The sequence below is a fragment of the Brevibacillus borstelensis genome, assembly GCF_037834415.1.
GTDB classification, from domain to species: Bacteria; Bacillota; Bacilli; order Brevibacillales; family Brevibacillaceae; genus Brevibacillus; species Brevibacillus borstelensis_A.
Genome location: NZ_JAUMSJ010000011.1, coordinates 67,739 through 93,670 on the forward strand (window position 1 = coordinate 67,739; position 25,932 = coordinate 93,670).

Genomic DNA, 25,932 nt, shown 5'->3' on the forward strand with positions numbered 1-25,932 from the left:
CAGACGATGGAACGAGTTGTGATCACAGGCATGGGCGTCATCTCGCCGCTCGGCAATGACGTCCAGTCTTTTTGGAGCAAACTGATCCGGGGAGAATCGGGGATCACGCGGATCGATACGTTTGATACGGATGGACATAAAGCAAAAATAGCGGGCCTGGTCAAAGACTTTGACCCAGAAGCTCGCTTCGGACGCAGGGAAGCGCGGCGGATGGACCGGTTTTGCCAGTTTGCCCTGGCAGCGGCCGAGCAGGCCTTTGCGGATGCCGAGCTTGATCTGGAAAAGCTGGATCGGGAGCGGCTGGGCGTATACGCAGGCTCTGGCATCGGGGGGATCCAGACGCTGCTGGAGCAAGAAGCGCTGCTCAAAGAGCGGGGACCGGGACGGGTCAGTCCGACGCTGGTGCCGATGATGATTGCCAATATGGCCGCATCGATGATCAGCATCCGGTTTGGCGCTCACGGCCCGACGATGGCCCCGGTGACGGCGTGCTCCATCGGCAACACGGCGATCGGCGAGGCCTTCCGGCTGATCCGGGCCGGGGGGAGCGATGTCGTCCTGGCCGGGGGGACAGAAGCGGCGGTTACCGGTATTTCGCTCGCCAGCTTTGGGAACGCTACAGCGATTTCCACGCGCAATGACGAGCCTGCAAAAGCGAGCCGGCCGTTCGATCTGGAGCGTGACGGCTTTGTGATGGCCGAGGGAGCGGGCATATTGGTGCTGGAGTCGCTCACGCACGCGCTCAAGCGAAATGCGCGTATTTACGCAGAGGTGATCGGCTACGGAGCCAGCTCGGACGCCTATCACATGGTGGCGACGCATCCGGAAGGCATCGGCGCGTATCTGGCCATGAAGGCGGCGCTCAAGGAAGCGCAGGTAGAGCCGGAAGAGGTCGATCTGATCAGCGCCCACGCGACGAGCACGGAGATCGGGGACAAGACGGAGACAGCGGCGATCAAAAGACTGTTCGGGAAGGCCGCCTATAAAATCCCGGTAACGGCCAACAAATCGATGATCGGTCATATGCTTGGTGCGGCAGGCGGAGTGGAAGCGATCGCCCTGGTCAAGAGCCTTGGCGAGGGCATCATTCCGCCGACGATCAATCTGGAGAAGCCCGATCCCGAATGCGACCTCGACTACGTGCCCAATCAGGCGAGAAAAGCTGACCTTTCGATCGGCATTTCCAACTCCTTTGGCTTCGGCGGCCACAATGCGGTGATTGCGCTGAAAAACTTTGCCGGATAAATACATGTTTTTCCTCCAAAACGCGCATCGTAAAAAGGAGAAAAGCTGGAGGCAAAAGGAGGGATGTGCGTCCGTGGAAAAACAGCGGTACTACATCACGCTGCAGTCCGGCACGACAGTGGCCGAGATTCGGGATGTGAAAGGGGAATCCACCTACGATTTTGAGATCGAGGCAACCCCGATAGAGGCAGGAATGATGCGCGATTTGTTCGATCACTGCGCACATGGCGACTACATGATGTGGATACGTGATGGACACGTCTTGTGGACAGACATGCCAGACGAGGACAATGACGAGTACGACGACAACCTGCGGGAAATTTATCGCATGATCTATCGTCTCGGGACGCCGAAGACAAAGCAGGATCTCGAACAGATGGGTCTCGTGAAGGCGCTTGGTCTGGATAAGGACGAGATGCCGCAAGAGCTGAAAAATCCGGGGGCAGGCCAGGTCGAAGACCCGTCCCAAGGGCCGTGGGAAGGCATTTTGGAACGTTAGGACATAACCTTGCAGACAGCATGAAAAAGGAGTGAGCCTCGATGAAAGGTTGGAAAAGCAAGCTTTTGGCTACAGCACTTGCGATCGGGATGGCGCTGCCGACTGCGGCGCTTGCGCTGGAAAGCCGTCCGGACGGAATGGCTGGCCAGTCCAGACAGCAGCAGGAGCACGGAGACCACGGCGGCGGGCACGGCGAGCATCATAAAATGAAGCGCCTGCATTCCCACATGGGAGTTCACCGCCAGATGTACATGACGCTGCTGGCGGAGAAGTACACCCCGGAGAGCGCCAAAGAGTGGAAGGCCGCCCTGTCCGAACGAGAGCGGCTAAAGGAGGCCTACAGGGCGCAAAAAGCGGAACAGCAGACGGAGGCAGGGGAGCATCAGGAACAGAAAGAAGCGATGCACTTGCTAAAAGAGAAGTACAGAGACACTCATAAGGAATTTCACGCGGCGATCGAATCGGGGAATGCCGCAAAGATCAAGAGCGTCCTGCCCAAGCTTTTGGCTGAAGTAAAAGAGGGAAATGAGATTTTGGCGAAAAAACTGGAAAAAAAGAAAAACTAGCAGAGCGCAGGCTGACTTCGTACAATAAAATAGCGTATGGCAACAAAGGACGTGTCCGGTACGCGTCCTTGTTTTATTTTGAAAGAATACCCTTGGAGAAAGCGGACGATTCAGTCAAGAGAAGCTTTTCTTGCAAGGCAGATATGATACATAGTCGGGCGAGGGGAGAGGAACATGAGCTACTTGATTTACTTGGTCGAGGATGAGGAGAATCTAAATCAGGTGCTTGCCTCCTATCTGGAAAAGGAAGGGTGGCTGGTGCGCAGATTTTCCGACGGGAATGCAGCCAGGGCTGCGATCATGGAGGCACCGCACCTCTGGATATTGGATATTATGCTTCCTCACGTGGACGGGTACCAGCTGATACGCGAGATTAAATCCCGCCAGCCGGATACCCCTGTGATCTTTATTTCGGCTCGCGATGCGGAGTTGGATCGGGTCATCGGTCTGGAAATGGGCAGCGATGATTACCTGCCCAAGCCCTTTTTGCCGAGGGAGCTGGTGATACGGGTCCAAAAACTGCTGCAGCGGGTCTATGCGGCGGCGAGTCAAACAGCGGCGAACCAGACGGCAGCCGCTCTCGCGCGGCCTGTTCGGTTGCTTCCGCCTTATGAAATCGACGAAAGCTCGCGAGTTGTCCGCATCGACGGCAGCAAGATTGAGCTGACTACCAAGGAGTTTGAGCTGCTGCTGCTGTTGACGGACCATCCGGGACAAGCTCTGTCGCGTGAACAGATTCTTCTGCGGATCTGGGGAGAAGCGTATGACGGCAGTGACCGCGCAGTCGACGATCTGATGCGCCGCCTGCGCAAAAAGCTGCCTGAGCTGCGGGTGGAGAGCATATACGGATATGGATACAGGCTGGTGGAGAGATGAAAAACTATCCGTTGGCGGTTCAAATCTGGCTTATTTTTGCCAGTATCACCATGGGCGTGACTTTGCTGCTCGCTCTCCTGTTTCCGTGGGCGCTGCGCGGTTTCTTTACCAAAGAAGTCTACTCGCAGATCGAAGCCTCGCAGGAGGTCTTTCTCGCCTACGCGACTTCCGCAGTGGATGGCTGGGAGGATAAAGGTTTGCTGAGGCGGGAGCTGGAACGGCAAAATGTTCGGGCTGTGACGCATGCCATTTTTCGCGAAAACGGAAAGGTGATTGGCGGAAAAGCGCTGCCTGAATCGTTCGTGAATATGGTGAACAAGGATATCGGCGAACAGCTTTCCGATGTCCGGCAATACGTTCGGCAAGTAGAGGATGAGTCGATTTATTACGTCATACGGCGGGAGATACTGGCAGGAAAGACAGTTTATCTGGTCTCGTACGTATGGGACACGTATTTGAACGGACTCGTGAGTACCCTGTTATGGAGGCTGATCCTGATCATGGGGGCAGTACTGCTCTTAAGCTGGCTTCCGTGCTTGTGGCTGGCCCGTTACTTGACCAGGCCGCTGGTGGAGATGGAGCAACGGGTGAAGCGGATTGCCGACCGGGATTGGAGCGAGCCGTTCGTCCTGGAGCGTGCCGACGAGATCGGGCGTTTGGCTGCTTCCATCGAACGGATGCGGGAACGGCTCGTTTCGCAGAACGAGAAGCAGCAATCCTTTTTGCAGCAGGTTTCGCACGAGTTGAAAACACCGGTCATGGTCATCCGCAGCTATGCTCAGTCCATCCTGGACGGCATTTTTCCCAAGGGAGATATCCCCGGGAGCGTACGGGTGATCGATGATGAGGCCAAGCGGCTGGAGGAGCGGATTCGCGGGCTGCTGTACATCACGAAGCTGGATTTTCTGGAGCAGCAGTCTCACTATCAGCCCTTTCGCCTGGATGAACTTGTCGAAGAGGTTTGGGACCGGCTCAAGTGGAAGCGGCCGGATGTCGACTGGAGCTGCTCGACGGAAGCCGTGACCCTGTCGGGGGACCCGGAGCAGTGGAAGGTCGTCGTGGAAAACCTCCTTGACAACCAAATGAGATACGCCCGGGGGAAAATTACACTCGTTTTGGAAAAACAAGCCGGGTATGCCGAGCTTCGGATGGGCAACGACGGACCGCCGATCCCCGAGACGATCAAGGAACAGCTGTTTGACCGCTTCAGCAAAGGCGAAAAGGGAGAATTTGGCCTGGGACTAGCCATTGTGAAGAGAATCGTCCAGCTCCATCAGGCACAAATTCAGGTAGAGAGCAGAGCAGGTGAAGTTGCCTTTGTCATATCGGTTCCCGTTTTCGAGCAGTAGCGGACAGATTGCTGTCCTGAATGCTGCCATTGTCGCTACTGGCCTGCAAACAGATACAAGGTATTTTCGTCCCATTCTTCTACAGCCAGGATGTGCTCACGGGAACAGATGGGGCACCAGCCGAGATGCAGGCATCGATGGTACAGGGCATCGGGCACGCCATTGCTCAGCTTTGAATCCTCGATCTCTCTGTACGGGCTGTAGTCGCCGTAATAGTCGTAAAGCCTGCCGCTGTCATCCAGAGGATGGGAACATAGCGGGCATTCCTCCCGAAGATCGAGGAGGCCGTTGCATACGGGGCAAAGATGATCCATCAGGTGCACGGCTCCTTTACTATGTCTGATTCTCTCCCTACTGTGCGCAGGCGGAGCGCGGTCTATGCAAAAATACGTATACTCTGCTGCTCGCGGGCAGACCCGGAACGGTTCATCGGGGAACCAGGGAGGACCCCCGCCGATTATGCACCTGCTGACGGCACGATCTACAAAGGAAACATTCCGTGGCGGACAGCACAAAAAGCTCTGCGGCCGTTGACCTGGCCGGCAGAGCTTTTGAATGTATGCGGATCATGTCTGCGTGTAACCGTGTGAAATGGACTACGCTTTGAAATTGTCCATGCTGGAAGAATGGCCAGGCTGCAGCTTCGCATCCGGGTTAATGTAGCCCACCGCGTTGTTCACCGCTGTCGGCGCTTCGCCAAATCCGACGGCGATCAGCTTTACTTTGCCTGGATAGGTGGAGACATCGCCTGCGGCGTAGATGCCGGGGACGCTGGTCTCCATTCTGGAGTTCACGACGATGGCGCCTTTGTCCAGCTCCAGCCCCCAGTTTTTGATCGGGCCAAGCGATGAGATAAAGCCAAAGTTGACGATGACGGCGTCTACTTCCAGTTCCTTTGCTTCTTTGTTCGTGCTGTTTACCAGCGTGAGGCGCTCGATTTTTTCGTCCCCGTGGATGGCTGAAATTTCGTAAGGTGTGGTCACTTTTACTTTGGAAGACATGAGGAGTTCGACGCTGTGCTCATGGGCGCGGAATTTATCGCGGCGATGGATGAGCGTGACTTCTTTGGCGATCGGCTCCAGCATCAACGCCCAGTCGACGGCGGAATCTCCGCCGCCGATGACGGCGACACGCTGTCCTTTGAAGGAGTTCAGGTCGGTAACGAAGTAATGCAGATTGGACTTTTCGTATTTGACGGCGTCTGGATGCTCTAACTTTCGAGGTTCAAATGCGCCTACTCCGGCGGTAATAATGACGGCACGGGAATAGTGTATTCCTTTGTCCGTCGTAAGCTCGAAGATGTTGTCTGCTTTCTTTTCGACATTTTCCACCTTTTCTTCGAGGCAGATCGTCGGATTGAATCGGGACAATTGTTCTTTCAAATTGTTAATCAAATCTTGCGCCAGCACTTTCGGAAACCCGGCCACATCGTATATGTATTTCTCCGGGTAAAGGGCGGAAAGCTGTCCGCCCAGTTGGGGCATACTCTCGATAATTTTTACGCTTACCTGACGCATTCCGCCGTAAAATGCGGTGAACAGGCCAGCAGGGCCTCCACCGATAATCGTAATGTCGTATACCTGCTCGTCCTTTTGCAGAAGATTCAACCTAAGCACCTCCGAAATATTCTGAAAGCATCCTTTCCTATTATACCCATTCTTGAAAATGAAAAAAAGCAAAGAAAAGAACAGTCGTAGGCAAATATGACTTGCAAAACTTGTCGATTCCTTTTAATATGAACTTGTGTATTGTAAAGAAATTGACACATTTTTTTATCCCAGTGTTTGTGCCATTTTTCACAGATTGCCGCATAGGATGAGACATGGCAATAATTCCGTTTATTCATTGGCGATCAAAAAGGGAACCTTAAGCGTATCCAATCACGTGAAATTTCGCACAAACTTCCAGGGATTACTATCATTGATGAATGGAAGGGATATCCATGAGTACACCCAAAATCCTCATCCTCGGCGCCGGGTACGGGGGTCTGATGACCACGCTGCACCTGCAAAAAAAGCTTAACTACAACGAAGCGGAAATCACGCTGGTCAACAAGCACAACTACCATTACATCACGACCTGGCTGCATGAGCCGGCTGCCGGAACAGCGCCTGCAGATCATGCCCGGGTACCGCTCGATCAAATTATTGACATGAACAAGATCAATTTTGTGAAGGATACCGTGCAATCGATTCAGCCGGAAGAGCGTACGGTTACACTGGATAGTGGAAACGTTCTGAGCTACGACTACCTCGTCATCGGTCTCGGCAGCGATCCGGAAACCTTCGGCATCGAGGGACTGAAAGAGTACGCGTTCAGCATCCGCAGCATCAACGCTGTTCGTCAAATCCGCGAGCATATCGAGTACATGTTTGCGAAATATAAAAATGAACCGCACCGTACGGATTACCTGACTTTCGTCGTCGGCGGGGCCGGATTTACGGGCATTGAGTTCAGCGGCGAGCTGGCTGACCGGATTCCGGAGCTGTGCCGGGAATTTGACGTCGATCCTAGTTTGGTAAAAATTTACAATATTGAAGCGGCTCCTACCGCACTGCCAGGCTTCGATCCTGAGCTGGTCAGCTACGCGGTGGACATTTTGCAGAAAAAAGGCGTAGAGTTCATGATCGGAACTGCGATCAAGCAGTGCACGCCTGAAGGCGTAGTGCTCGCCAATGGCGAAGAAATCAAATCAGCTACCGTTGTTTGGGCAGCTGGCGTCCGCGGCAACAGCGTCGTGGAAAAATCCGGATTCGAGGTCATGCGCGGCCGCGTCAAGGTCGACGAGTACTTGCGCGCTCCGGGGTACGAAAACGTGTTTATCGTCGGTGACTGCGCGCTAATCTTCAACGACGAAGGACGTCCGTATCCGCCGACCGCCCAAATCGCCGTACAGGAAGGAGAAGCGCTGGGCGACAACCTGGCCGCTCTCGTGCGCGGCGAAGTCATGATGCCGTTCAAGCCGGCTCTCCAAGGCTCGCTTGCATCGCTTGGAAAAGGCGAAGGAATCGGGATGGTCGGCACCAAAAAACTGTTCGGCACCTCGGCCGCACTGATGAAAAAAGCGAGCGACCTGCGCTACCTGTACAAAATCGGCGGCGTTGGACTCGCCCTGAAAAAAGTGCGTCTGTAGAAGGAGCGACTTATGCGCCACGCCAGTATCCAGGTCAGAGGATTGATGACGCGCGAAGAGATGGAGCGCTACAACGGGTTGATGGATGTCGGCTCCTTTCTGGAAGAACAGGGACGCCACGATCTGGCCCATCACATTCAGCGCGAAGTGGACATTCTCATCCTGCCGGCCATTGATCGGCTAAAGGAAAAAGGCCGCGAACGCGATCGGGAAAACCTGCGTTACATGATTGACAACGGCCTATTGGATGAGGACGATGATTAAACAGCAGGGTTGATTCGGAAAAGCCTTCGGCTGCATGATAAGCCGGGGGCTTTTTTGACATTATAGAATTTATAAATTTTGGGGTGGAAGCAGGTCTTCCGCCTTGTTTCTGTTTTACAGGTTAGGATATGGAGACGAATATCTTGAAACGAATCTTCTTTGATGAGCGAAGGCACTGGGAACGGTTTGTGGAAAAACATGGTGGAAAGCTGCGTGACCTGCGGCTCGTTCCGTACCTCCGCAATTCAGCTGCGAAGAATGCGGAGGAGGCATGTACCCGGAATATTACAAGGGAATTCATGGTTACGAATACAGGATAAGCGATGTAAGAAAGTAAGCCGGGTGTGATATCTCATACCTAGCCCATCTACACGTATGAACCCAGTTGCACGAACTTAAAGGACGCCGTTAGGCGTTTTTCTTATGAGGAAATTCTTTTCAAATTTTAATTGAAAAAGATTCTCACTCGGGATATAATGAGAACCGTTGTCATATTATGGATAACGATTCTCATTATCATTTATAAGGGAGGAAGCTCATAGAATGATACATAGAAGGGGAAAGGCGGCCATTATCGTTTTGCTTCTGATATTGGTCGTGGCGGCTTGCGGCAAAGCGGGATCGGATCAAGCGGGGAGCGCGGCGCCGAATCAAACGGCTGCGGAGGAGAACAAAGGTGCAACCGGAGTCGCCGCCCAGACAGAGAACGGCGCTGAGGGCAATAACGGCGAAGCCGGCAGCGAGCAAGCGGCGAGTGAAGAGGATGACGCGATGGCGGAGCTGCTGAAACAGTTCGGCGAGCGGACGCCCGCCCGTATCGTGACGTTATCTGTCTCGATTACGGAAATATTGCATTCGTTGGGCGTCGAACCGGTCGGCGTGCCGACGACAAACAGCAAGCTGCCGGAGTCGCTGGCAAAGATCCCGCGCATCGGTTCGTCCCACCAGCCGGATCTTGAGCAGATTGCGAAGCTGCAGCCGGATGTCGTCCTGGGACCGGCATCCATTAAGGACAGCATGGAGAAGAAGCTCGGACCGGCTTCGCTGCCAAGCGCTTATTTGCCAGTCGATTCCTTGGAACAGCTGAAGCTGTCGACGAAGACGCTTGGCCGCTTGCTCGGCCGTGAAGACCAGGCCAACGCTTTCCTGCAAGAGGTCGAGCGGCAGGAACGCGAAGCGATCGAACAGGTGACAGGCAAGCCGGCGCCTAAGGTCATGTTCCTCTTCGGCTCGGCGGAAGCGCTGATGCTGATGAACGACAACACGTTTGCCGGAAGCCTGGCGCGCAATCTGGGGGCGGTCAATGTCGTGTCTGAAGAGCTGAAGCTCACAGAGGCCTATGTCCCATTCAATATGGAGAGCATCGTCGCGGCGAATCCGGATGTCATTCTGCTCGTCGCGCACGGTGACCCGGATGCCGTCGCCAAAAAGTTCGAGGAGGACGTGAAGAAGAACGGCGCCTGGGAGAAACTGAACGCCTTCCAGAACGGGAAGATGGCTTCCATTGACTTCGAACTCTTCGGCATCGCTTCGATTGTCAAGGCGCCGGACGCCTACAAGGAAATGGCGCGCATCCTATATGAATAAGATGGAGGTTCCGGGACCGTGACGGAGAACAAACAGATGCGCAAGACAGCCCTGGTGGGAGGTGCGGCCGTATTGCTTGGAGCAGCGGTCCTGCTCTCCATCGGCATTGGCAGTGTCGCCTTGTCTCCGCTTGACACGCTCCTGACCGTGTTCGGTCGAGGGGATGCCGCCGCGGATACGATTCTGTGGGACATCCGGATACCGCGCGTCCTCCTCGCTCTCCTGATTGGAGCCAATCTGGCCGTATCCGGCGCGCTGCTGCAAGCCGTCATGCTGAACCCGCTGGCTGACCCGGGCTTGACGGGAGTGTCCAGCGGCGCTGCCGTCGCCGTGCTGTTCATCATGCTGGTCGCTACCGGGTACGCTTCCATGATACCGCTGGCCGCGATTGCGGGCGGCGGGATTGCCGCCGTCATGGTCTATGCCTTGGCGTGGAAGAAGCTGCAAGGGGGATTTACGCCGGTCCGCATTATTTTGTCGGGGGTTGCCGTCAATGCAGTATTCGGGGGCATCATCGGATTGCTGTCGATTTTGCACAGCGATAAGCTTCCCTCCGCCTTGCAATGGCTGAACGGCAGCCTGTCCGGAACGGGGATGAGGGATGTCGCCGTCATCCTCCCGTATTCGCTTGCCGGTTGGCTGGCCGCGCTGCTTTGCATCCGGCAGGCGAATATTTTGCGGCTGGGCGAGCAGACCGCCCATAATCTGGGGCAAAATCTGAACCGCATCCGGTTCGTGCTGTCCTTCATCGCGGTCTATCTGGCCGCCATTTCGGTCTCGACCGTCGGTCTGGTCGGCTTCGTCGGACTTGTCGTGCCCCATATCGCCCGGATGATGATCGGCTCCGACTACCGCTATCGCCTGCCGATGAGCCTCGTGCTCGGCGCGCTCGTTCTGCTCGTAGCCGATACGATCGGGCGAACGGCATTCGCTCCGCTGGAGATTCCCGCGGGGATCATCATGGCGACGGTGGGCGGGCCGTACTTCCTGTATTTGATGCGGAAAGGAGGAGCTTGACTCATGCTGAAGGTGCAGTCGCTGAACATCCGGTATGCGGATAAAACCGTAGTTCATAACTTTTCCCTCGATGTGAAGGAAGGGGAAGTCGTCTCGATTATCGGTCCGAACGGCTCGGGCAAATCAACGATACTGAAAGCGATGACCCGTCTCATTCCATGCGAGAGCGGCCGGGTATGCATTGCCGATCGGGAGCTGCGTTCGCTCAGCACGAAGCAAGTGTCCCGTCTTCTGTGCATGCTCTGCCAGTCGAACGCCAGTCCGGCGGACATGACGGTAGGGGAACTGGTCAGCTACGGCCGCATGCCGCATAAGAAATGGTATGAGCGCCTCGACGCCGAGGATGAAGAGGTGATTCAATGGGCCTTGGAGCAGACGGGCATGCAGGGATACAAGGATCGGCTCGTCGCCTCCTTGTCCGGTGGAGAAGCCCAACGGGCCTGGCTGGCAATGGCGTTGGCCCAGCGTCCGAAGGTGCTGCTGCTCGATGAGCCAACCACGTATTTGGACATCGCGCATCAATTGGAGGTGCTGGAACTCGTCCGCACGCTGAATCGCGAACTGGGGCTTACGGTCGTCATGGTGCTTCACGATCTGAACCATGCGAGCGCGTACAGCGATCGGGTTTGTGTAATCAAGGACGGGAGTCTGCGCCTGTACGGCACGCCGCAGGATGTGTTTACGATGGAGCTTATCCGCAGCGTGTACGGCGTGGAGACCGAGATTCAATACGGGCCGGACAGCGATTGTCCGCGGATTCATGTATTGCAAAAATGGAACAGAAAAGCGGGGGATGTTCATGAAGCCATTGGATAACGAAACGGTTAAGCTTCAATATATGAAATTGGCGGATCGCGTGAAGACATTGATGCTGGCCACGATCGACGAGAACGGCCGGCCCTTTGTCTCCTATGCACCATTCGTGAAGAAGGACGGGAAGCTGTATATCTATATTAGCCGCATTGCCAATCATTATCGCCATGTGGAGGCCAATCCGGACGTCGATGTCATGTTGATTGAAGATGAATCCAACTCGGCGAACCTGTTTGCCCGCGAGCGCGCCCGCTTCGTTTGCCATGCTGTAAATATCGGCAATGAAGGCCATGAGGAACTGTTCGAACAGTTCGAAGCCTCGTTCGGCGCTCCCATGATCCGGATGCTGCGCGGACTCGATTTCTCGCTGTTCGAGCTTACGCCGCTGGAGGGCCGGTATGTCGCGGGGTTCGGCCAGGCGTATGATATCGATCTGAACGCCGACCGGTTCGAGCATGTCGCGCGGGACGGGCATTCGCAAGTCGCCAAGCAAGCCGCCACATGACCGTACAATGGGGAAGGAGCCAAAAACAATGACCTATTCATCCGTAGCCGTGATATGGAAGACGCTTCATGAACGCTTCTACAATATGGCCAGCAGCTTGCCGGAGGAAGCTCTGGGCTTGCGCATCGGGACCGCCTCGATCGGCTATATGCTCCGCCATAATGCGGAAGTCGAGTATATGTTCGCGGAATGGTTCTTCCGGCGCGGGCTGCCTCCGGGGCTGGAGATCCTGACGAGCCGCGGGCCTGCGGCAGGACGGGACCGGGCCGAATTCATGGACCGGGAAGGACTGCTGGCCCTGTTGCGCGCCTCGAACGAACATGTGACGGAAGCGATGCGCGAGCTGCCCGAGGAGGCTTGGCAGGCGGCGGTGGATTCGCCGATGGGAGCCTCGACGCCGCTGGAGGCGGTCAGCCGGCTGCTCTATCATACCGGCCTGCATGCGGGCCAGATTTCTCTTATCCACAAGCATGCCCAACCGGCCGGGCAAGCCACGTGACTGCGCCGGAGACAAGAATCAACCTTCGGAATCAACCGAACGGTTGATTCTTTTTTTGTATGAAACGAGCGTTTGAGAAAACTTCGCCTTTCTGATTGATACGAAACAGAGCTCGAAGCGGTGTTCAACTCAGACGGTATCCCAAAGACTGGCACCTTCAAACGGGTTTCGCTATACTGGCGAAAGAAAGGGGGAGACCGTGTGCGCAAGACGAATGTATGGCTCGGTGCCTGCGGGATTGTCATCCGCGGTGAAGAAGCGTTGGTCGTGAAAAAAACATACGGAGGTCTCAAGGGGCAGTGGTCCTTTCCGGCCGGATTTGTGGAGCCGGGAGAGACGGTGGATGAAGCTGCCGTAAGAGAGGTGCTGGAGGAGACCGGCATTCGAGCGAAAATCCGACATCTGGCAGCGGTCCGCTCCGGGGTCATCCGCGACACGATCAGCGACAATATGGTTGTCTTCTGGATGGACTACGTCGGCGGGGAGCCGCGCCCGCAGGAAGGGGAAATCGAAGTGGCAGCCTTTGTTCCGATCCGTCAGCTGCTGGAAGACCCGCTTTCCTCGACCTATCTGAAAATCATTCTGCCCAAGTATCGGGAGCGGAAACAGGGCCTGTCCGGAGACGAGTACCCGATCGACCCTGTCTTTCAATACACCCGCTACAAAATCTTTTCGCAATCGTGAGCATAAGCCAGATAATATCGATTGTTGCCGCTTACATAGCGGTTTTTTTCTGTTTTTCCTCGCTTTTTTCAGTTGAAGGATCGCTGTTGTTTCTGATATAGTTAGACACATCCAAAAAATCAGAATAATAGGTGAATTTAAAAAAATGTCGGTTTTGCAACCCGGCGACATGGGAAAGGAGCGATCATCATGAGAAAAGAACAGGAACAATGCCCATACTGCAATGGACAAGGCTATTTTCAATTGCTGCTGGGTGGGACAGAAAACTGTCCGGGATGCGAGGGCTCGGGTGCCCGGTCGGAGGAAATGTCCGCAGCAGCCGGCAATCGATAAGGAAGGTCTTTGACAAGCCGATGAACGTCGGCTTTTTTTGCGCGGAAGTAAATCCATTGTGTACGGCCTTATTTGGCAGAAGGGAGAAAAGCGCATTCTCCTAAGCAGAAGGCCTTTTCACTGCCTCCCGCCCGCAGCAAGGCATGTGCCAGCAACTGGGCGAAAGCCGTCTATGCCAATTGACCTTGCGCCATGATTTCGATAGACTAAAAGCGAAAACGGGTGTTGGCTGTCGCCGCCCCTATCTGTCGGAATAGAGCAGGAGGTCTAAACGCTCATGAGCTTGCTGCAATTTGTTGTGTCCGTTGTCTTGTTCGCTGTGCTGGGATTCGGGATCGGCTTTATTATAAACATGATCTTGCGTACCACCTGGATGCCCGTCATCCTCGTATTCGGTGTCGTCGTGGGCGCGCTGATCTACAAAAACATCGTTCCCGGTCTGTGGGACTCCATCATTCTCGGTGTCGGCCTCGTCGGAGCCGTTGCCAGCGGCTGGACGATTCAGACATTGCGGAAAAAAGGATATCGGATGTTTTGATCGGTGAAAGCGGACCTGGTTCAGGTTCGTTTTTTCTTTGTTTGAAAAGCGCTTGGAAAGGGGCTGCGGGGGAGAAGCATATTTCCAGTCTGCGCTCCAGTCTTCGTCCCGCAGGGAAGCATAGGCTGTCCGCTCCACAACGATTCGCGGGGGAGCGTAAAAGCAGCGGCCGCTTCGAAGCGGAATCAAGTTACGCTCCTGGTTCCCGCGAATCGTTGTTCCGCTGGGGGGACTGCGCTAGTCGCTTCGACTGGAAATATGCTTCTCGGATGGAGCGGTTGCTTCAAGAAAGATCAGGAAGAAGGATGTTTAAAACACCGAAAATTGGGAAAGGGGAATTGCGGAACGATTATAAGGGGAAATAAGTTAGTTGATAGGAATGAGAAGTTCATAAAAGGAAATGCATAAAGTGCTGTTAAAGTTCAGTGAAGTAGGCTCTAACAAGTGAGAAATTGAGATATAGCATATAGCGGAAAGCAAAGAGAAGCCTGAGGGCGATGTGACAAACGTGTTAACATAGATATGACGGTATTTACTATTTACGAATTTTATGTTAATTTTCCAATATAAGTAAAAGGAGGAATACACTGTGAAAAAGTTGAGAAAATCACTAATTGCCACAGCTCTATTAGCAACCTTAGTAACAACATTATCAATTCCAGCAACATCAACAATAGCAGCACAAAAACACAATCCAGAGGCGCTGCAATATATTATGTCTGAAGAGGCCATCAAAGAAAGTGAAAGGTTTAGAGAGGAAATGGGGTTATCTTCGAGTTCAAAAACTGTAAAGTCTTTATCTAAGAGTCCCCAAAATTTTTCTGAAAAATATGGAGCATTTCTTACAAAAGAAGAAGAGGATGAACTTGATGCAAGACTGGCAGAACAAAAAAAGCGCATTCCGAAAATAAAAGATTTTATTGAAGAAAACCTGCAAGAAGAATTCGCTGGCATTTATATTGATCAAAAGTCAGGTGGAGTTGTGAATATCGGCTTTAAAAATGGTTCTGAAGAAAAGGTTGAAAGATATATAAAAGATTTGGAAAAGCTCTATTCGAAAGATTTGATTAATATTTACTATACAGATTACACCGAAGAAGAACTCAATGAGATTGCAGATTCTATTTCAGAAAGCAGAGAGACTTTAGAAAAAGAAGGAATGGATATTACATCTGTGAGTGTTAATATTCCAGATAAAAAGATTGATATTGGTGTAAAACGGAAAAAAACTGATGGCAGGAAAATTCTACTAAAACAAAAAAGTGTTAGAAGTTTAAATTTGTTGGATGCTGATGACAGTATCTTTAATATATTTGAAGAAGATGTGCGGGATGTTCAAGCAGACCCTTCAGATTATTTTCGGCCAATTCAAGCAGGATTGCAAATTATAAATATGGAGTCTGGAGGTACCTGCACTTCTGCATTTTCTGCAAGAATCGGAAGAGAGTTTTACGTGCTTACTGCAGGACACTGTGTGGATGATGAACGTGACAGATTTCAGCAAGGTAGATCAAGATTTGGCAGAGTCGCGGATTTTAATTTTGGTGGAAGTGTTGATGCAGCTCTTATTGAACTAGACGAAGGATCTGACGACGCAACTTATTATGTTTTTGGGAATGGTAAATCAAAACTATACGCAATTGATGAGGTTCAGAGAACAAGAGATGAAACAGTTGGAGATGCGGTATGTGTTTCAGGGAGTAAAACTGGAAGGGTTAAATGTGGAACATTAGAAAAGACGAATTGGAATGGTTATATAGAAAAAAAGAGTAAAAATCAAAAGGTGTACATGACAGGTATGAGATTAGCATCTTTTTCAAGTATACCAGGAGATAGTGGCGCTCCAATCTTTCTCGGAGGTACAGCAATTGGGGTTAATTGTGCAGCTGGTGGTGTTTACACTCATATAAGCAGAGTTATCAATTATTTCGATATTGATGACATATTTACAGGAAATTAAACAATAACTAATAAACTTATATGAGGGAGATTAGTCTTCCTCATATAAGGAGGAGGCCTCATGAAAAAGGCTTTATCGTTTTTAACGTTGTCAGCCTTAGCACTACTACTTACAGGATGTTCAGATGATAAACCGATAAATGAGCGCAAAGGGCTTACGGGGTATGTTATTGAAGCAGATTACGAAAAGAAACAAATTTTGGTAGTTGAAAGCGACGAGACAAAGCAGTCTGATCGATATGATGCGGAATGGTATTCTTTAAATGAGGATGCGATCATTCTTGACAGCAAGAATAATCCTGTTTTGTTCACAGATGTTGAAGTCGGTTCTAAGGTAGAGACGTGGTCAACATTACCTTCTTTACAATCCTATCCTGCACAAACAGACCTGAGTAAATTAGTAATTGCGGATGACGTGAAGCATCCTGATGCCCCCATGCTCCAAAAAACAGCTATTCAAGCTGCTATAAGTTATGTAAAGAAGCTTACAAATGAACCGGGAACGATAATTATACAGAATGTGAGCACTGACAAAGCAGAGTGGATAATTCAGATATATCATTACAATAAAAAGAAGGGTTATAAGTTAGGAATTGATGCAAAAACCGGAGAGGTCAGGGAGATTCAATAGAGTTTGTTCGTATTAACTTCAATGAGGAAAGAGGCCAATGAAGTAATATTTAATCATCTTCTCCCCTACAGCCCGAACGAGACGTTTTCTCTTTTTCATCTGATCCACTACAGCCCGAACCAAGCGTTTTTCCACCCGTGAAAAACCCCCAAAAAGAAGCGCAAATCGCCCAAACTATCCCGAATCTTTCATCTTCTGGTGGAATTTGTGTATAGTTTCCTCCTCTCCGGGACAAGATTAGTAGCGAGAGGAGGTTTTTTACAGAATGAATGCGAAGCGATTGGTTAGCGTCATCGTCTTCGGTGTAACCATCCTGACAGGCTTTGCGAGCGATGGATTGAGCTACAACGCCATCGGTGACCGATCTGTCCAGACCGCTTATGGAATCAGGGAAACGAGGGAAGGACAGCAAGTCGTGAGAAAACGGGCTGTCTCCACCAGTTCATTCAGCCAGGTCATCGACAAAACAGATGCCGTGATGGAGCAATATCCAAAAATCCGCGTTGTCGCTACCGGATACTACGCCGGATATGAATCAACGGGGAAGCATCCGACTCATCCATCCTACGGGATTACATATTCAGGCGTAAAGGTCCGCCGGGGCGAATACTCCACCATTGCCGCAGATTTGCGCGTGTTTCCGCTGGGAACCGTGCTGTACATCCCCGGCTACGGTTACGGAGTCGTAGCGGACAAGGGAGGGGCCATTCGCGGCAACAAAATCGACCTTTATTTCGAGACCAAGCAGGATGTATTCAAGCAGTGGGGGAAGAAGTCCGTTGATGTATACGTGGTCCGCCGGGGCGACGGAAAGGTAACGGAGGCTATGATGCAAGGGTTGAATGAAAAAGGAATCGCGGCGATGGCAGAACCGATTGACTAATGTGATCGACGATAGACGATTGTGAATGCAAAAAAGGATTTGCTCCGATTGCACGGGCTGGCAAATCCTCTTTTCTTTGTTTAGGCATGCCTTGACTGAAACAATTACATGTCACGCTGGACCCGTGAGGCGGGCAGCTTTCCCGCAAGCTCGGGGTGGATCAGGGAGACAAGCCGCTCCAGGCCCTCCAGTATACGCGGAGAGGGGCGGCAGTAGAGGCCTTCCTCCAGAAGGTGGACCTGATTGTTTTGAATGGCCGCCATCCCTTTCCATTCCGGACGGTCTGTGATCATGGCCGGCTTGATTCTCCGCAGCTCAATGCCGCACCAGACGACGCAAATATGGTCGGGATTGCGCTCCAGGACCATCTCGCGGGTTGCTTTCACATTTGGGACGGAAAAATCGGCGAACACATTGCTGGCGCCGGCAATCTCACTTACATCCGTCAGCCAGTTTTCCTGGCCGGGGGTGTAGATGGGATTGGGCCACCACTCCCAGTAGAGCCTTGGCTTTCGTTCGGCAGCCAAAGCTGTCTGCCTGATGGTTTCGGATCTTTCGACAAAATGGTCGGCAAGCTGCTCAGCTTCACGGTGCTTGCCCGTCGCTTCCCCAAGAAGCCGGATATCCCGGGGGATGTCGGAGAAGCGCTGCGGGTCGAGAACAATGTGGGGAATGCGGCGGGCGGCCAATTGTTCCACATTCTTTTCCATTCCGGGGACGCTGAGCGAAGCGACGACCAGGTCTGGTTTGAGGGCTTCCACCTTATCCATGTCAATGGTCAGGTCCGGCCCTACGCGAGGCAAGTGCTGCCACTCGGCCGGCCAGTCAGAGTGATCATCCAGACCGACCACTTGCTCTGTCAATCCCAGATAATAGAGGATTTCCGTATTGCTCGGACAGATGGAAACGATACGCATAACCCTTTCCCCTCCGGTTCTTCTTAAATCAGACGGCGACTTGCCTTGCTGCAGACTGCTTATTAATAGAAGAGACGATCGACGATAATGGCGATCAGGATTCCCAGCCATCCGCCGATGAGCACCTCAATCGGTTGATGGCCGAGCAGCTCCTTCAGCTTCTGGGCCTTTTCCTGATTGGGACGGACCTTGAAGGTTTTCATGCCTTCCAGAAGATGATTGAATTCATCCACCAGCTTGTTCAGTACGACAGCCTGCATCCCTGCATGACGGCGAACACCGGCCGCGTCAAACATGACGATGATGCCGATAACGGCGGAGATGGCAAACATGCTGCTGGTAAAGCCTTCGCGAATACCGACAGCCGTGGACAGCGCGGTAACCGCCGAGGAATGCGAGCTGGGCATGCCTCCAGTGCTGAACAAGAGAGACCACTGCCACGTCTTGGTGGCAAAATAAGTGAGGGGGATCTTGACAAACTGGGCAATTCCTATGGCAATCAAAGCCGCCCATAAGGGAAAGTTGTCAAATATCGCTGCCATAGAGAAAATCCATTCCTTTCTACTGTGCGCTTCTTGAGTTTATTGTAACAGAACGGCGTTATGCTCATCCGTGAAGTTTTCGTTGGGATTTCGAGACAAGCCAATCTGTGTTACCATGAAGAGGAAGGTTTGAAACGGAGGCAACGTTCATGAGTTACCCCGCGCAGTATCTTCAGTTTATTGATTTGTTCAATAAAAAAGAATACTACGAGTGTCACGATCTGCTGGAGGAAATCTGGATGGAGGATAAATCCAACAAGTTTCTTCAGGGACTCCTGCAGATGGCGGTCGGGCTGTACCATTTCTCCGGCGGCAATATCAAGGGAGCGCGCTGGATGTTTGAAAACAGCAGCAAGTACCTGACTCCCTATGCGCCCGTACACTGGGATTTGGACGTGTCTGCCGTGCTTTCTTTTCTGAATGAATGCATGGCCGCGCTTCCCGAGGAGGATGCCATCCCGTACACCAAGGCAAAGACGATGCCGTTTCCTGCCTTGCACCTGACGCTGGGCACGCGCTGAAAAACGGAAAACAAATGTGCCCATAATTGTATCCTATCATAGAGAAAGAAGGAAGAGTATATGAACGTCACTGTAGAAAAACGTAGTGATTGGTGGAGTGTCCCATGCGACGAGATGATCATTCCTCTCTGGAAGGGAGAAGAGATCGAGACCGCGTACCCGGAGCTGAATCAACGCTTTGGCGGCGGTCTTGCCGCTATGCAAGCGGATAAGGAATTTAGCGGCGAAGCGAAGACAGTGGCTATCATTTACACGATGGGAAAACTGGCGGCGAAAAAATTGATCATCGCCGGCATGGGCAGCCCGGAATCGTTTGACTTTGTTTCGGCACGAGCCGCATGGGGCCGCGCAGCCAAGGTTTCTTCATCCAAGGGGAAGGAAAAGCTCGTTGCGATCGACCTGCGGGCAAAGGGAAGTATGGAGGGAGACCGTCTGGCGCAGGCGGCGACAGAAGCGTTTGGCCTCGCCACCTATCACTACGAGGGCTACCGCCAAAAGGCGAAGCGGGAGGCGGCCTCGATCGCCACTGTTCAGCTTCTCGTCGGCAGCGATGAAGAGGCGGCAACTGCCATGATTGGCGTGATGCGCGGCGAAGCGCTGGCACAGGGAACGAATCTGGCCCGCACGCTTGTCAATGAGCCAGCCAATTACTTGACGCCGACCGCCTTGAAGGACGAAATTGTGGCTGTCGCGGAGCGCTACGGTATGGAGTATGAAGTGCTGGCAAAAGATAAACTGAAGGAATTGGGAATGGGCGGCGTTCTGTCCGTGGCAAAAGGAAGCGCGGAAGAGCCGTTCGTCGTCGCCGTCAAATACCAGGGCAAGGAAAACTGGGAAGACGTCATTGGGCTTATCGGGAAAGGGGTCACCTTTGATACGGGCGGTATTTCCATCAAGCCGGTAGCCGGCATGGAAGACATGAAATCGGACATGGGCGGTGCCGCCGCCATGATCGGCGCGCTGGAGGCGCTAGGACAGCTGAAACCAAAAGCAAACGTCCTGACCGTGATTGGCTGTGTCGAAAACATGCCTTCTTCGACTGCCTACAAGCCGGGCGACGTGATCACGATGATGAGCGGGAAGACGGTTGAGATCATCACCACAGATGCGGAGGGCCGACTGGTTCTGGCAGACTGCATTACATACGCCAAACGGAAAGGTGTCTCCTGCCTGGTCGATGCCGCCACACTGACGGGGGGCATCGTCGTCGCGCTGGGCCATTTCTGCTCCGGCGTCATGACCAACAACGACGCTTTCGTGGCAGAAGTGCTGGATGCTGCGGGCCAAGCGGGCGAACGGCTCTGGCAGCTGCCGACGTTTGATGAGTACCGCGAGCTGAACAAAAGCCGTTTTGCCGATCTGAAAAATTCGGGCGGCCGTTATGGGCACGGCATCATCGGGGGCGTCTTTTTGCAGGAGTTTGCCGAAGATACGCCGTGGGCTCACCTGGACATCGCGGGGACAGCGTATTCTGCCAATGCGGGCGACATGAACCCGGCGGGCGGTACAGGCGTCATGGTGCGGACCATCGCCCAGTTTGTGATGAACCGCAGTCAAGCATAAGCACAGACGGGATGCAAAAGCAAAACATAGCCGAATAAAGGAGGAAATGATCCATGTTCCACAATCCAAGTGACGAAACACGCCGCCAGCTGCTGCAGGAGGCAAACACGATAGCAGTGGTGGGGCTTTCCAACAAGCCGGATCGGACCAGTTATATGGTGGCGGCAGCCATGCAGAGCGCAGGCTACAAGATCATTCCGGTCAATCCGGTGATCGCGGGCGAAACCGTGCTGGGCGAAAAAGTCGTGGCCTCGCTCACGGACATCGACGAGCCGGTCGACATCGTAAACGTCTTCCGCCGCAGCGAGGATATTCCTCCCGTGGCCGAGGAGACGCTGAAAATGAAGCAAAAGCCGAAAGCATTTTGGCTGCAGCAGGGCATCTCTAATGAGCAGGCGGCCGAACTGGTGTCCAAGGAAGGAATCGAAGTCATTATGGATCTGTGCATCAAGGTGGATCACGCTCTGTTGCGTATTGGCAAGAAGTGATGGGTACAGGTTGGCAGGAAGTGAAGTGCGGTACATCCTTTCAAGTCGCCCCGGCAGCCAAATGCGCAGCGAGTAAGGCAGCTGGCAGGTTTGGGGGCGACGAATCGAAAGGATTGCCCCCTGCTGTGAGAAAACAACAGCGGAATGTTTCGGCGAAGGAGTGAAATCAGATGTTTTACAACAAGACAGCAGAGGCAAAAAGCGACCGTGTCCCCCCGAATCAAAAGGTGACGACCGGCTTCCCTGTATTGCATTACGGGGAAGTGCCGGAGTACACCGACCTTTCGACGCAATGGAGCTTCCGTATTTTTGGCCTCGTGGAAGAGGAAATGACGTTGTCGTACGAGCAGATGATGGCTCTTCCCAAAGGAACGACCACGAACGACATCCACTGCGTAACCGGCTGGAGCAAGCTGGATAACGTCTGGGAAGGCATTCCTGTAGAAGAAATCCTCAAGCTGGTCAAGATCAAACCGGAGGCCAAATACGTCATGCTGCATGCCGAGCACGGCTGGACAGCCAACATGCCGCTCAGCGACTTTTTGACTCCGGGCAATCTTTTTGCGAACAAGCATAACGGCGAAGAGCTGACGCCCGACCACGGCTGGCCGCTCCGTTTTGTCATTCCCCACCTGTATTTCTGGAAGAGCGCAAAATGGGTGCGCGGCATCGAGTTTTTGGAGCGGGATAAGCAGGGCTTCTGGGAGAAGAACGGGTATCATATGTATGGCGACCCTTGGAGGGAACAAAGATTTGCTTGGGATTAACTGCTTGTTGCCCCCGGTGTCAGCAGGACATCACTTACAGCCCGTATGATTATTTTCGTATTCACCGGTTTACAATGCCAATGCCTTTGCATATACTATGTGTAGAGATAATCGCTACTGTTCTATAGGGATGGTAGGACAAGAGTGGACAGCAGGGGAAGCTAGCTTCTCCTGCTGTTTCGTTTTGGGGGATGATTGTTAAATGGGGAAAAGGATTGCTCTATTTATTGATGGAGGGTATTTGGATAGTGCATTAATTAAGTTTGGTAAAGTTAGAATAGATTATTCAAGAATAGTTGAAGCTTTGACAGAAAATTTGCCTTTACTGCGAGCCTATTACTACCATTGTTTGCCTTACCAATCATCAACCCCTACGGAAACGGAAAGACAGGAATTCTCGGCAGCGGAAAAGTTCCAACGGAGATTAAATAGACTGGATAGTTTTACTGTTCGGAGAGGCAGATTAGCTTTTAGAGGCATTGACGATAAAGGAAAATCGGTTTTTGAGCAGGAAAGGGTTGATGTGGCGCTTGCTACCGACTTGGTCATGCACAGTACGAAAAGATTAATTAGTCACGCTGTGATGATAACTGGTGATAGTGACTTTATACCTGCTGTTGAAATAGCCCAATCCGAAGGTGTACATATAACATTGTACTATGCGCAAAATTCGCTACCTCATGATGAGCTGTTGGATGCTGTTGATGCCCGTAAGTTGATCACACAAGATATGGTAAATGAATGGAAAAGATAATAACAGTCCTTTTTATAGTTACTTTGGGACAAGCACGGTAACCCTTGGAAAGAGCAGCGATTTGCATGGGACTAAACATCCTCGGGAAGGGGCGAGAATCCGCCTCTTCTTTTTTCATATAGAAATAAAAAAACTCGGAGGAGGATTCCAGTTGACTTGGCATAGAGTATTTTCCAGTAAGGGATAATAAGCGTATCCCGAATCGGAAAAATGGGTGATTGGAAATGGAGAATAGAGGGAGTCAGGCTGCGCCCTTTTTTTGTTCTTTAGATGAAAATGTAGAGGAGGTAAAAAGGGAGCTGGGGAACAGTTCGGATCTTGTAACGAGAAAGATTCGGATGAAAGCTGTCGATGAAGTCGAGGTGTGCATTTTGTACACCGAGGGTCTGGTTGACAAAGTTTTGATCAGCAGCTTCATGGAGTCCCTGATGCTTCATGCCGGGAAACGCGACATCCTTTCGCACGAAACGGAAGCGGGCCCGCTCTCGCTGATAAAAGGCTTCTTGTTGACGATAGGCGGAGTGGAAGAGGTATATGATTTTGATGCGTTATTCAACGCGATGTTAACCGGGGACACTGTCATTCTGGTAGACGGATTCTCGCAAGGCTTTATCGTGAACACCAAACAGTGGGAAGACCGCGGCGTCCAGGAGACCTCGGTGCAAACGGTGGTACGCGGCTCCCGGGAGGCATTTTCGGAAACCCTCCGTACCAATACGGCTTTGGTGCGGCGGAGAATCAATAATCGCAACCTCTGGCTGGAGACCAAATCGATCGGCAAAATGACCCAGACAAAGGTTGCCATCATGTATGTGAAAGGGGTAGCGGACGAAGCGGTAGTGGCAGAAGTGCGCCAGCGGTTGGACCGGATCAGCATCGACGGTATTCTGGAAAGCGGAAACATCGAAGAACTGATCCAGGATGAGACATTCACTCCGTTTCCGACGATTTACAATACGGAACGGCCGGACTCTGTCGCAGCCGGTTTGCTGGAAGGGCGCGTTGCCATCATAGTCGACGGCACTCCGGTTGTCTTGTTGGCGCCCGCTGTCTTTGTGCAATTTTTCCAGTCCCCGGAAGATTATTACCAGCGTGCGGATTTTGGCATCCTGCGGATATTGCGGCTGATTTCTTTCTTTATCGCATTGCTTGCACCATCCATTTATGTAGCCATTACAACCTTTCATCAGGAAATGCTGCAGACAAACCTGATCATCAGCATCGCGGCCCAGCGGGAAGGGGTGCCATTCCCTGCAGCAGTAGAGGCACTGCTGATGGAGTTTACCTTTGAAATCCTACGCGAGGCGGGGATACGGATGCCTAGAGCAGTGGGTCCCGCAATTTCCATCGTGGGAGCGCTCGTGCTGGGGGAAGCTGCTGTACAAGCAGGACTGGTTTCCCCTGCGACGGTCATCGTTGTTTCCATCACAGCCATCACCAGCTTTGTTTTTCCTTCCTTTTCCATGTCCATTCCGATCCGGTTGCTTCGGTTTGGTCTGATCGCACTTGCAGCCAGCTTTGGATTTATCGGCATTTTTATCGGGATGATCGTGTTGTGCCTGCACCTGTGCAGCTTGCGTTCCTTTGGAGTTCCGTATATGTCTCCGCTTGCGCCTATAGACCTGTCCGATCAAAAGGATACTTTGCTTCGTTTTCCAATATGGATGATGCACACCCGCCCGCATTTTTTGCGCCAGAAAAACATCGTCAGGGATCAAAACAACAAACCGAAGCCCGATGAAAATGGGGCGTAACCAATCGATAGCCGAGGTGGAGATGGCATGAAAAGAATCGGTGTGCTCCTTTTATCCTTAGTTCTTCTTGCTTTCGTCACAGGGTGTTGGAACCGCAGAGAATTAAACGATTTGGCCATCATCATGGGAATAGGCATCGACAAGGTTGACGGGGAATACATGATTTCCACGCAGATCGTCAATCCCGGCGAGGTGGCTTCAAAAGATGGCGGGGGAATGAGCCAGTCTGCCGTCGCAAATTACAGCTTGAGGGCATCGACCCTTTTTGAAGGGATCCGGAAAATGACCACGCTAACTCCGCGGCAGTTGTACTTTTCCCACATCCAAGTGCTGGTGCTGGGGGAACAGGTAGCGAGAGAAGGGGTAAAAGAAGTGCTGGACTTGTTGTTTCGCGACCATGAAGTTCGTCCAGACTTTTATATGATCCTGGCCAAGGACGCATCCGCCATCCAAATCTTGAGCATGATCGATCCGCTGGAAAAAATACCGGCAAGCAAGCTTTACAAAAGCTTGGAAACGGTAGAGAGAATTTGGGGATCTATTGTTTCCGTTCAGCTGGACGAATTTATTACCCAATTGTTGCAAGACGGGGTAGAACCGGTTTTAGGCGGAGTTGGCGTGAAAGAAAAGGTGCGAATGGGAGCCGCCGGTGGCAAGCCCTTACAAATGTCTGCCCTTTTAAAATACCAAGGACTCGGCGTCTTCAAGGAAGATAAACTGCTGGGATGGTTTAACGAAGAAGAAAGCATCGGATACAGTTATATTACAAGCAGGGTGAAAGGCACGGTGGAGGAGGTTTCGTGCAGAGAAAAGAAAAAAATCGCCATCGAGATTATCAGGAGCAAGGCAACAGTCAGCGGAATCGTGGAAAACGGCAAGCCACAAATTGAAGTGAACATTGCGGCGGAAGGAAATGTGGGAGAAGCCGACTGCCCAATCGACTTGTCTAACCCCAAATCAATGTACAGATTGGAAATCGAGGCGGAAAAACAGATAAAAGATAAGGTCCAGAAAGCTGTTCGCAAGGCGCAAAAGTTCCAGTCGGATGTGTTTGGATTCGGGCAATCGATCTACCAAGGCAACCCGAAAAATTGGGGGAAGGTGGAACGTGGTTGGAATCAGACATTCGCTGATCTGGAGGTAAAAACAACTGTCGATGTGAAGCTCCGCCGGACGGGAAAAGTCGGAAAGTCATTCATTCCTCTCATGAAAAAGGAGTAGGCATAACACTCTTACGCTGTGGAA

29 protein-coding genes are annotated in these 25,932 nt (G+C 52.2%); 25 read left to right on the forward strand and 4 right to left on the reverse strand.

All coding sequences use genetic code 11. From position 1 onward, the window contains the following. Positions 1-6: 6 nt before the first annotated feature. The 5 genes from fabF to Q3F21_RS11690 all read left to right on the forward strand — a co-directional run bounded on the left by fabF (position 7) and on the right by Q3F21_RS11690 (position 4,535). Positions 7-1,245, forward strand: a complete 1,239-nt coding sequence (fabF, locus tag Q3F21_RS11670) for a beta-ketoacyl-ACP synthase II (RefSeq protein WP_340252659.1) — start codon at positions 7-9, stop codon at positions 1,243-1,245. Between the two features lie 73 nt (positions 1,246-1,318). Further along, a complete protein-coding gene (locus Q3F21_RS11675) occupies positions 1,319-1,744 on the forward strand; it encodes a hypothetical protein (protein WP_340252661.1) in 426 nt (141 codons plus the stop codon). Positions 1,745-1,785: 41 nt separating this feature from the next. After that, a complete protein-coding gene (locus Q3F21_RS11680) occupies positions 1,786-2,310 on the forward strand; it encodes a hypothetical protein (RefSeq protein ID WP_340252663.1) in 525 nt (174 codons plus the stop codon). 174 nt (positions 2,311-2,484) lie between these two features. Beyond that, complete coding sequence (locus Q3F21_RS11685) at positions 2,485-3,186, forward strand: response regulator transcription factor (RefSeq protein WP_340252665.1); 702 nt, start codon at positions 2,485-2,487, stop codon at positions 3,184-3,186. Next, on the forward strand, positions 3,183-4,535 hold the full coding sequence (locus Q3F21_RS11690) for a sensor histidine kinase (RefSeq protein ID WP_340252667.1): 1,353 nt from the start codon (positions 3,183-3,185) through the stop codon (positions 4,533-4,535). The genes Q3F21_RS11685 and Q3F21_RS11690 overlap by 4 nt, the downstream gene beginning before the upstream one ends. 35 nt (positions 4,536-4,570) lie before the next feature. On the opposite strand, the gene Q3F21_RS11695 is transcribed toward Q3F21_RS11690, so the two are convergent. Both Q3F21_RS11695 and Q3F21_RS11700 read right to left on the reverse strand, forming a co-directional pair. Beyond that, positions 4,571-4,849 carry a hypothetical protein gene (locus Q3F21_RS11695; protein WP_340252669.1) on the reverse strand — a complete coding sequence of 93 codons (279 nt, stop codon included), beginning with the start codon at positions 4,847-4,849 and terminating at the stop codon, positions 4,571-4,573. A 282-nt stretch (positions 4,850-5,131) separates the two neighbouring features. Further along, a complete protein-coding gene (locus Q3F21_RS11700) occupies positions 5,132-6,142 on the reverse strand; it encodes an NAD(P)/FAD-dependent oxidoreductase (protein ID WP_340252671.1) in 1,011 nt (336 codons plus the stop codon). A gap of 335 nt (positions 6,143-6,477) precedes the next feature. Here Q3F21_RS11700 and Q3F21_RS11705 point away from each other — a divergent pair, with 335 nt between their 5' ends. From Q3F21_RS11705 to Q3F21_RS11765, 13 genes are all read left to right on the forward strand, one after another. Then, entirely contained in the window at positions 6,478-7,668 is a 1,191-nt protein-coding gene (locus Q3F21_RS11705; RefSeq protein ID WP_340252673.1) for an NAD(P)/FAD-dependent oxidoreductase, read from the forward strand. 12 nt (positions 7,669-7,680) lie between these two features. Beyond that, positions 7,681-7,932: a hypothetical protein gene (locus Q3F21_RS11710; RefSeq protein ID WP_340252675.1), complete on the forward strand. Its 252-nt coding sequence runs from the start codon at positions 7,681-7,683 to the stop codon at positions 7,930-7,932. 543 nt (positions 7,933-8,475) lie between these two features. After that, the gene (locus Q3F21_RS11715) at positions 8,476-9,519 is read left to right on the forward strand and encodes a helical backbone metal receptor (protein ID WP_340252677.1); all 1,044 of its coding nucleotides are present in this window, start codon (positions 8,476-8,478) and stop codon (positions 9,517-9,519) included. Between the two features lie 36 nt (positions 9,520-9,555). Further along, positions 9,556-10,536 carry a FecCD family ABC transporter permease gene (locus Q3F21_RS11720; RefSeq protein ID WP_425341247.1) on the forward strand — a complete coding sequence of 327 codons (981 nt, stop codon included), beginning with the start codon at positions 9,556-9,558 and terminating at the stop codon, positions 10,534-10,536. Between the two features lie 3 nt (positions 10,537-10,539). After that, positions 10,540-11,352 carry an ABC transporter ATP-binding protein gene (locus tag Q3F21_RS11725; RefSeq protein WP_197253799.1) on the forward strand — a complete coding sequence of 271 codons (813 nt, stop codon included), beginning with the start codon at positions 10,540-10,542 and terminating at the stop codon, positions 11,350-11,352. Continuing rightward, positions 11,336-11,854 (forward strand): HugZ family protein, encoded by a 519-nt coding sequence (locus tag Q3F21_RS11730; protein ID WP_340252683.1) that lies wholly within the window; start codon positions 11,336-11,338, stop codon positions 11,852-11,854. The genes Q3F21_RS11725 and Q3F21_RS11730 overlap by 17 nt, the downstream gene beginning before the upstream one ends. Continuing rightward, positions 11,805-12,353 (forward strand): DinB family protein, encoded by a 549-nt coding sequence (locus tag Q3F21_RS11735; RefSeq protein WP_340252685.1) that lies wholly within the window; start codon positions 11,805-11,807, stop codon positions 12,351-12,353. Before Q3F21_RS11730 ends, Q3F21_RS11735 begins: the two co-directional genes overlap by 50 nt. 201 nt (positions 12,354-12,554) lie before the next feature. Next, the gene (locus tag Q3F21_RS11740; protein ID WP_340252687.1) at positions 12,555-13,037 is read left to right on the forward strand and encodes an NUDIX domain-containing protein; all 483 of its coding nucleotides are present in this window, start codon (positions 12,555-12,557) and stop codon (positions 13,035-13,037) included. Positions 13,038-13,226: 189 nt separating this feature from the next. After that, a complete protein-coding gene (locus tag Q3F21_RS11745; protein WP_340252689.1) occupies positions 13,227-13,370 on the forward strand; it encodes a YuiA family protein in 144 nt (47 codons plus the stop codon). A 277-nt stretch (positions 13,371-13,647) separates the two neighbouring features. Beyond that, positions 13,648-13,908: a YuiB family protein gene (locus tag Q3F21_RS11750; protein ID WP_340252691.1), complete on the forward strand. Its 261-nt coding sequence runs from the start codon at positions 13,648-13,650 to the stop codon at positions 13,906-13,908. 589 nt (positions 13,909-14,497) lie between these two features. After that, positions 14,498-15,868, forward strand: coding sequence for a S1 family peptidase (locus tag Q3F21_RS11755; protein WP_340252693.1), 1,371 nt, complete (start codon positions 14,498-14,500; stop codon positions 15,866-15,868). 60 nt (positions 15,869-15,928) lie between these two features. After that, on the forward strand, positions 15,929-16,498 hold the full coding sequence (locus Q3F21_RS11760; protein ID WP_340252695.1) for a DUF3221 domain-containing protein: 570 nt from the start codon (positions 15,929-15,931) through the stop codon (positions 16,496-16,498). Positions 16,499-16,763: 265 nt separating this feature from the next. Continuing rightward, positions 16,764-17,381: a 3D domain-containing protein gene (locus tag Q3F21_RS11765; protein ID WP_340252697.1), complete on the forward strand. Its 618-nt coding sequence runs from the start codon at positions 16,764-16,766 to the stop codon at positions 17,379-17,381. A 104-nt stretch (positions 17,382-17,485) separates the two neighbouring features. Here Q3F21_RS11765 and Q3F21_RS11770 read toward each other — a convergent pair whose 3' ends face one another. Then, positions 17,486-18,298 carry a cobalamin-binding protein gene (locus Q3F21_RS11770; RefSeq protein ID WP_340252699.1) on the reverse strand — a complete coding sequence of 271 codons (813 nt, stop codon included), beginning with the start codon at positions 18,296-18,298 and terminating at the stop codon, positions 17,486-17,488. A gap of 62 nt (positions 18,299-18,360) precedes the next feature. Beyond that, entirely contained in the window at positions 18,361-18,840 is a 480-nt protein-coding gene (locus tag Q3F21_RS11775; protein ID WP_340252701.1) for a divergent PAP2 family protein, read from the reverse strand. 149 nt (positions 18,841-18,989) lie between these two features. Here Q3F21_RS11775 and Q3F21_RS11780 point away from each other — a divergent pair, with 149 nt between their 5' ends. The 7 genes from Q3F21_RS11780 (at position 18,990) to Q3F21_RS11810 (ending at position 25,908) form a co-directional block, all read left to right on the forward strand. Continuing rightward, positions 18,990-19,361 (forward strand): DUF309 domain-containing protein, encoded by a 372-nt coding sequence (locus Q3F21_RS11780; protein ID WP_340252703.1) that lies wholly within the window; start codon positions 18,990-18,992, stop codon positions 19,359-19,361. A 60-nt stretch (positions 19,362-19,421) separates the two neighbouring features. Continuing rightward, positions 19,422-20,924, forward strand: coding sequence for a leucyl aminopeptidase (locus tag Q3F21_RS11785; RefSeq protein ID WP_340252705.1), 1,503 nt, complete (start codon positions 19,422-19,424; stop codon positions 20,922-20,924). A gap of 53 nt (positions 20,925-20,977) precedes the next feature. After that, on the forward strand, positions 20,978-21,412 hold the full coding sequence (locus tag Q3F21_RS11790; protein WP_340252707.1) for a CoA-binding protein: 435 nt from the start codon (positions 20,978-20,980) through the stop codon (positions 21,410-21,412). Between the two features lie 170 nt (positions 21,413-21,582). Continuing rightward, positions 21,583-22,179: a sulfite oxidase-like oxidoreductase gene (locus Q3F21_RS11795; protein ID WP_340252708.1), complete on the forward strand. Its 597-nt coding sequence runs from the start codon at positions 21,583-21,585 to the stop codon at positions 22,177-22,179. Between the two features lie 202 nt (positions 22,180-22,381). After that, complete coding sequence (locus tag Q3F21_RS11800) at positions 22,382-22,933, forward strand: NYN domain-containing protein (RefSeq protein WP_340252710.1); 552 nt, start codon at positions 22,382-22,384, stop codon at positions 22,931-22,933. 224 nt (positions 22,934-23,157) lie between these two features. Beyond that, positions 23,158-24,687, forward strand: a complete 1,530-nt coding sequence (locus tag Q3F21_RS11805) for a spore germination protein (RefSeq protein WP_340252712.1) — start codon at positions 23,158-23,160, stop codon at positions 24,685-24,687. A 27-nt stretch (positions 24,688-24,714) separates the two neighbouring features. After that, the gene (locus Q3F21_RS11810) at positions 24,715-25,908 is read left to right on the forward strand and encodes a Ger(x)C family spore germination protein (protein WP_340252714.1); all 1,194 of its coding nucleotides are present in this window, start codon (positions 24,715-24,717) and stop codon (positions 25,906-25,908) included. The last annotated feature ends 24 nt before the right edge of the window (positions 25,909-25,932 follow it).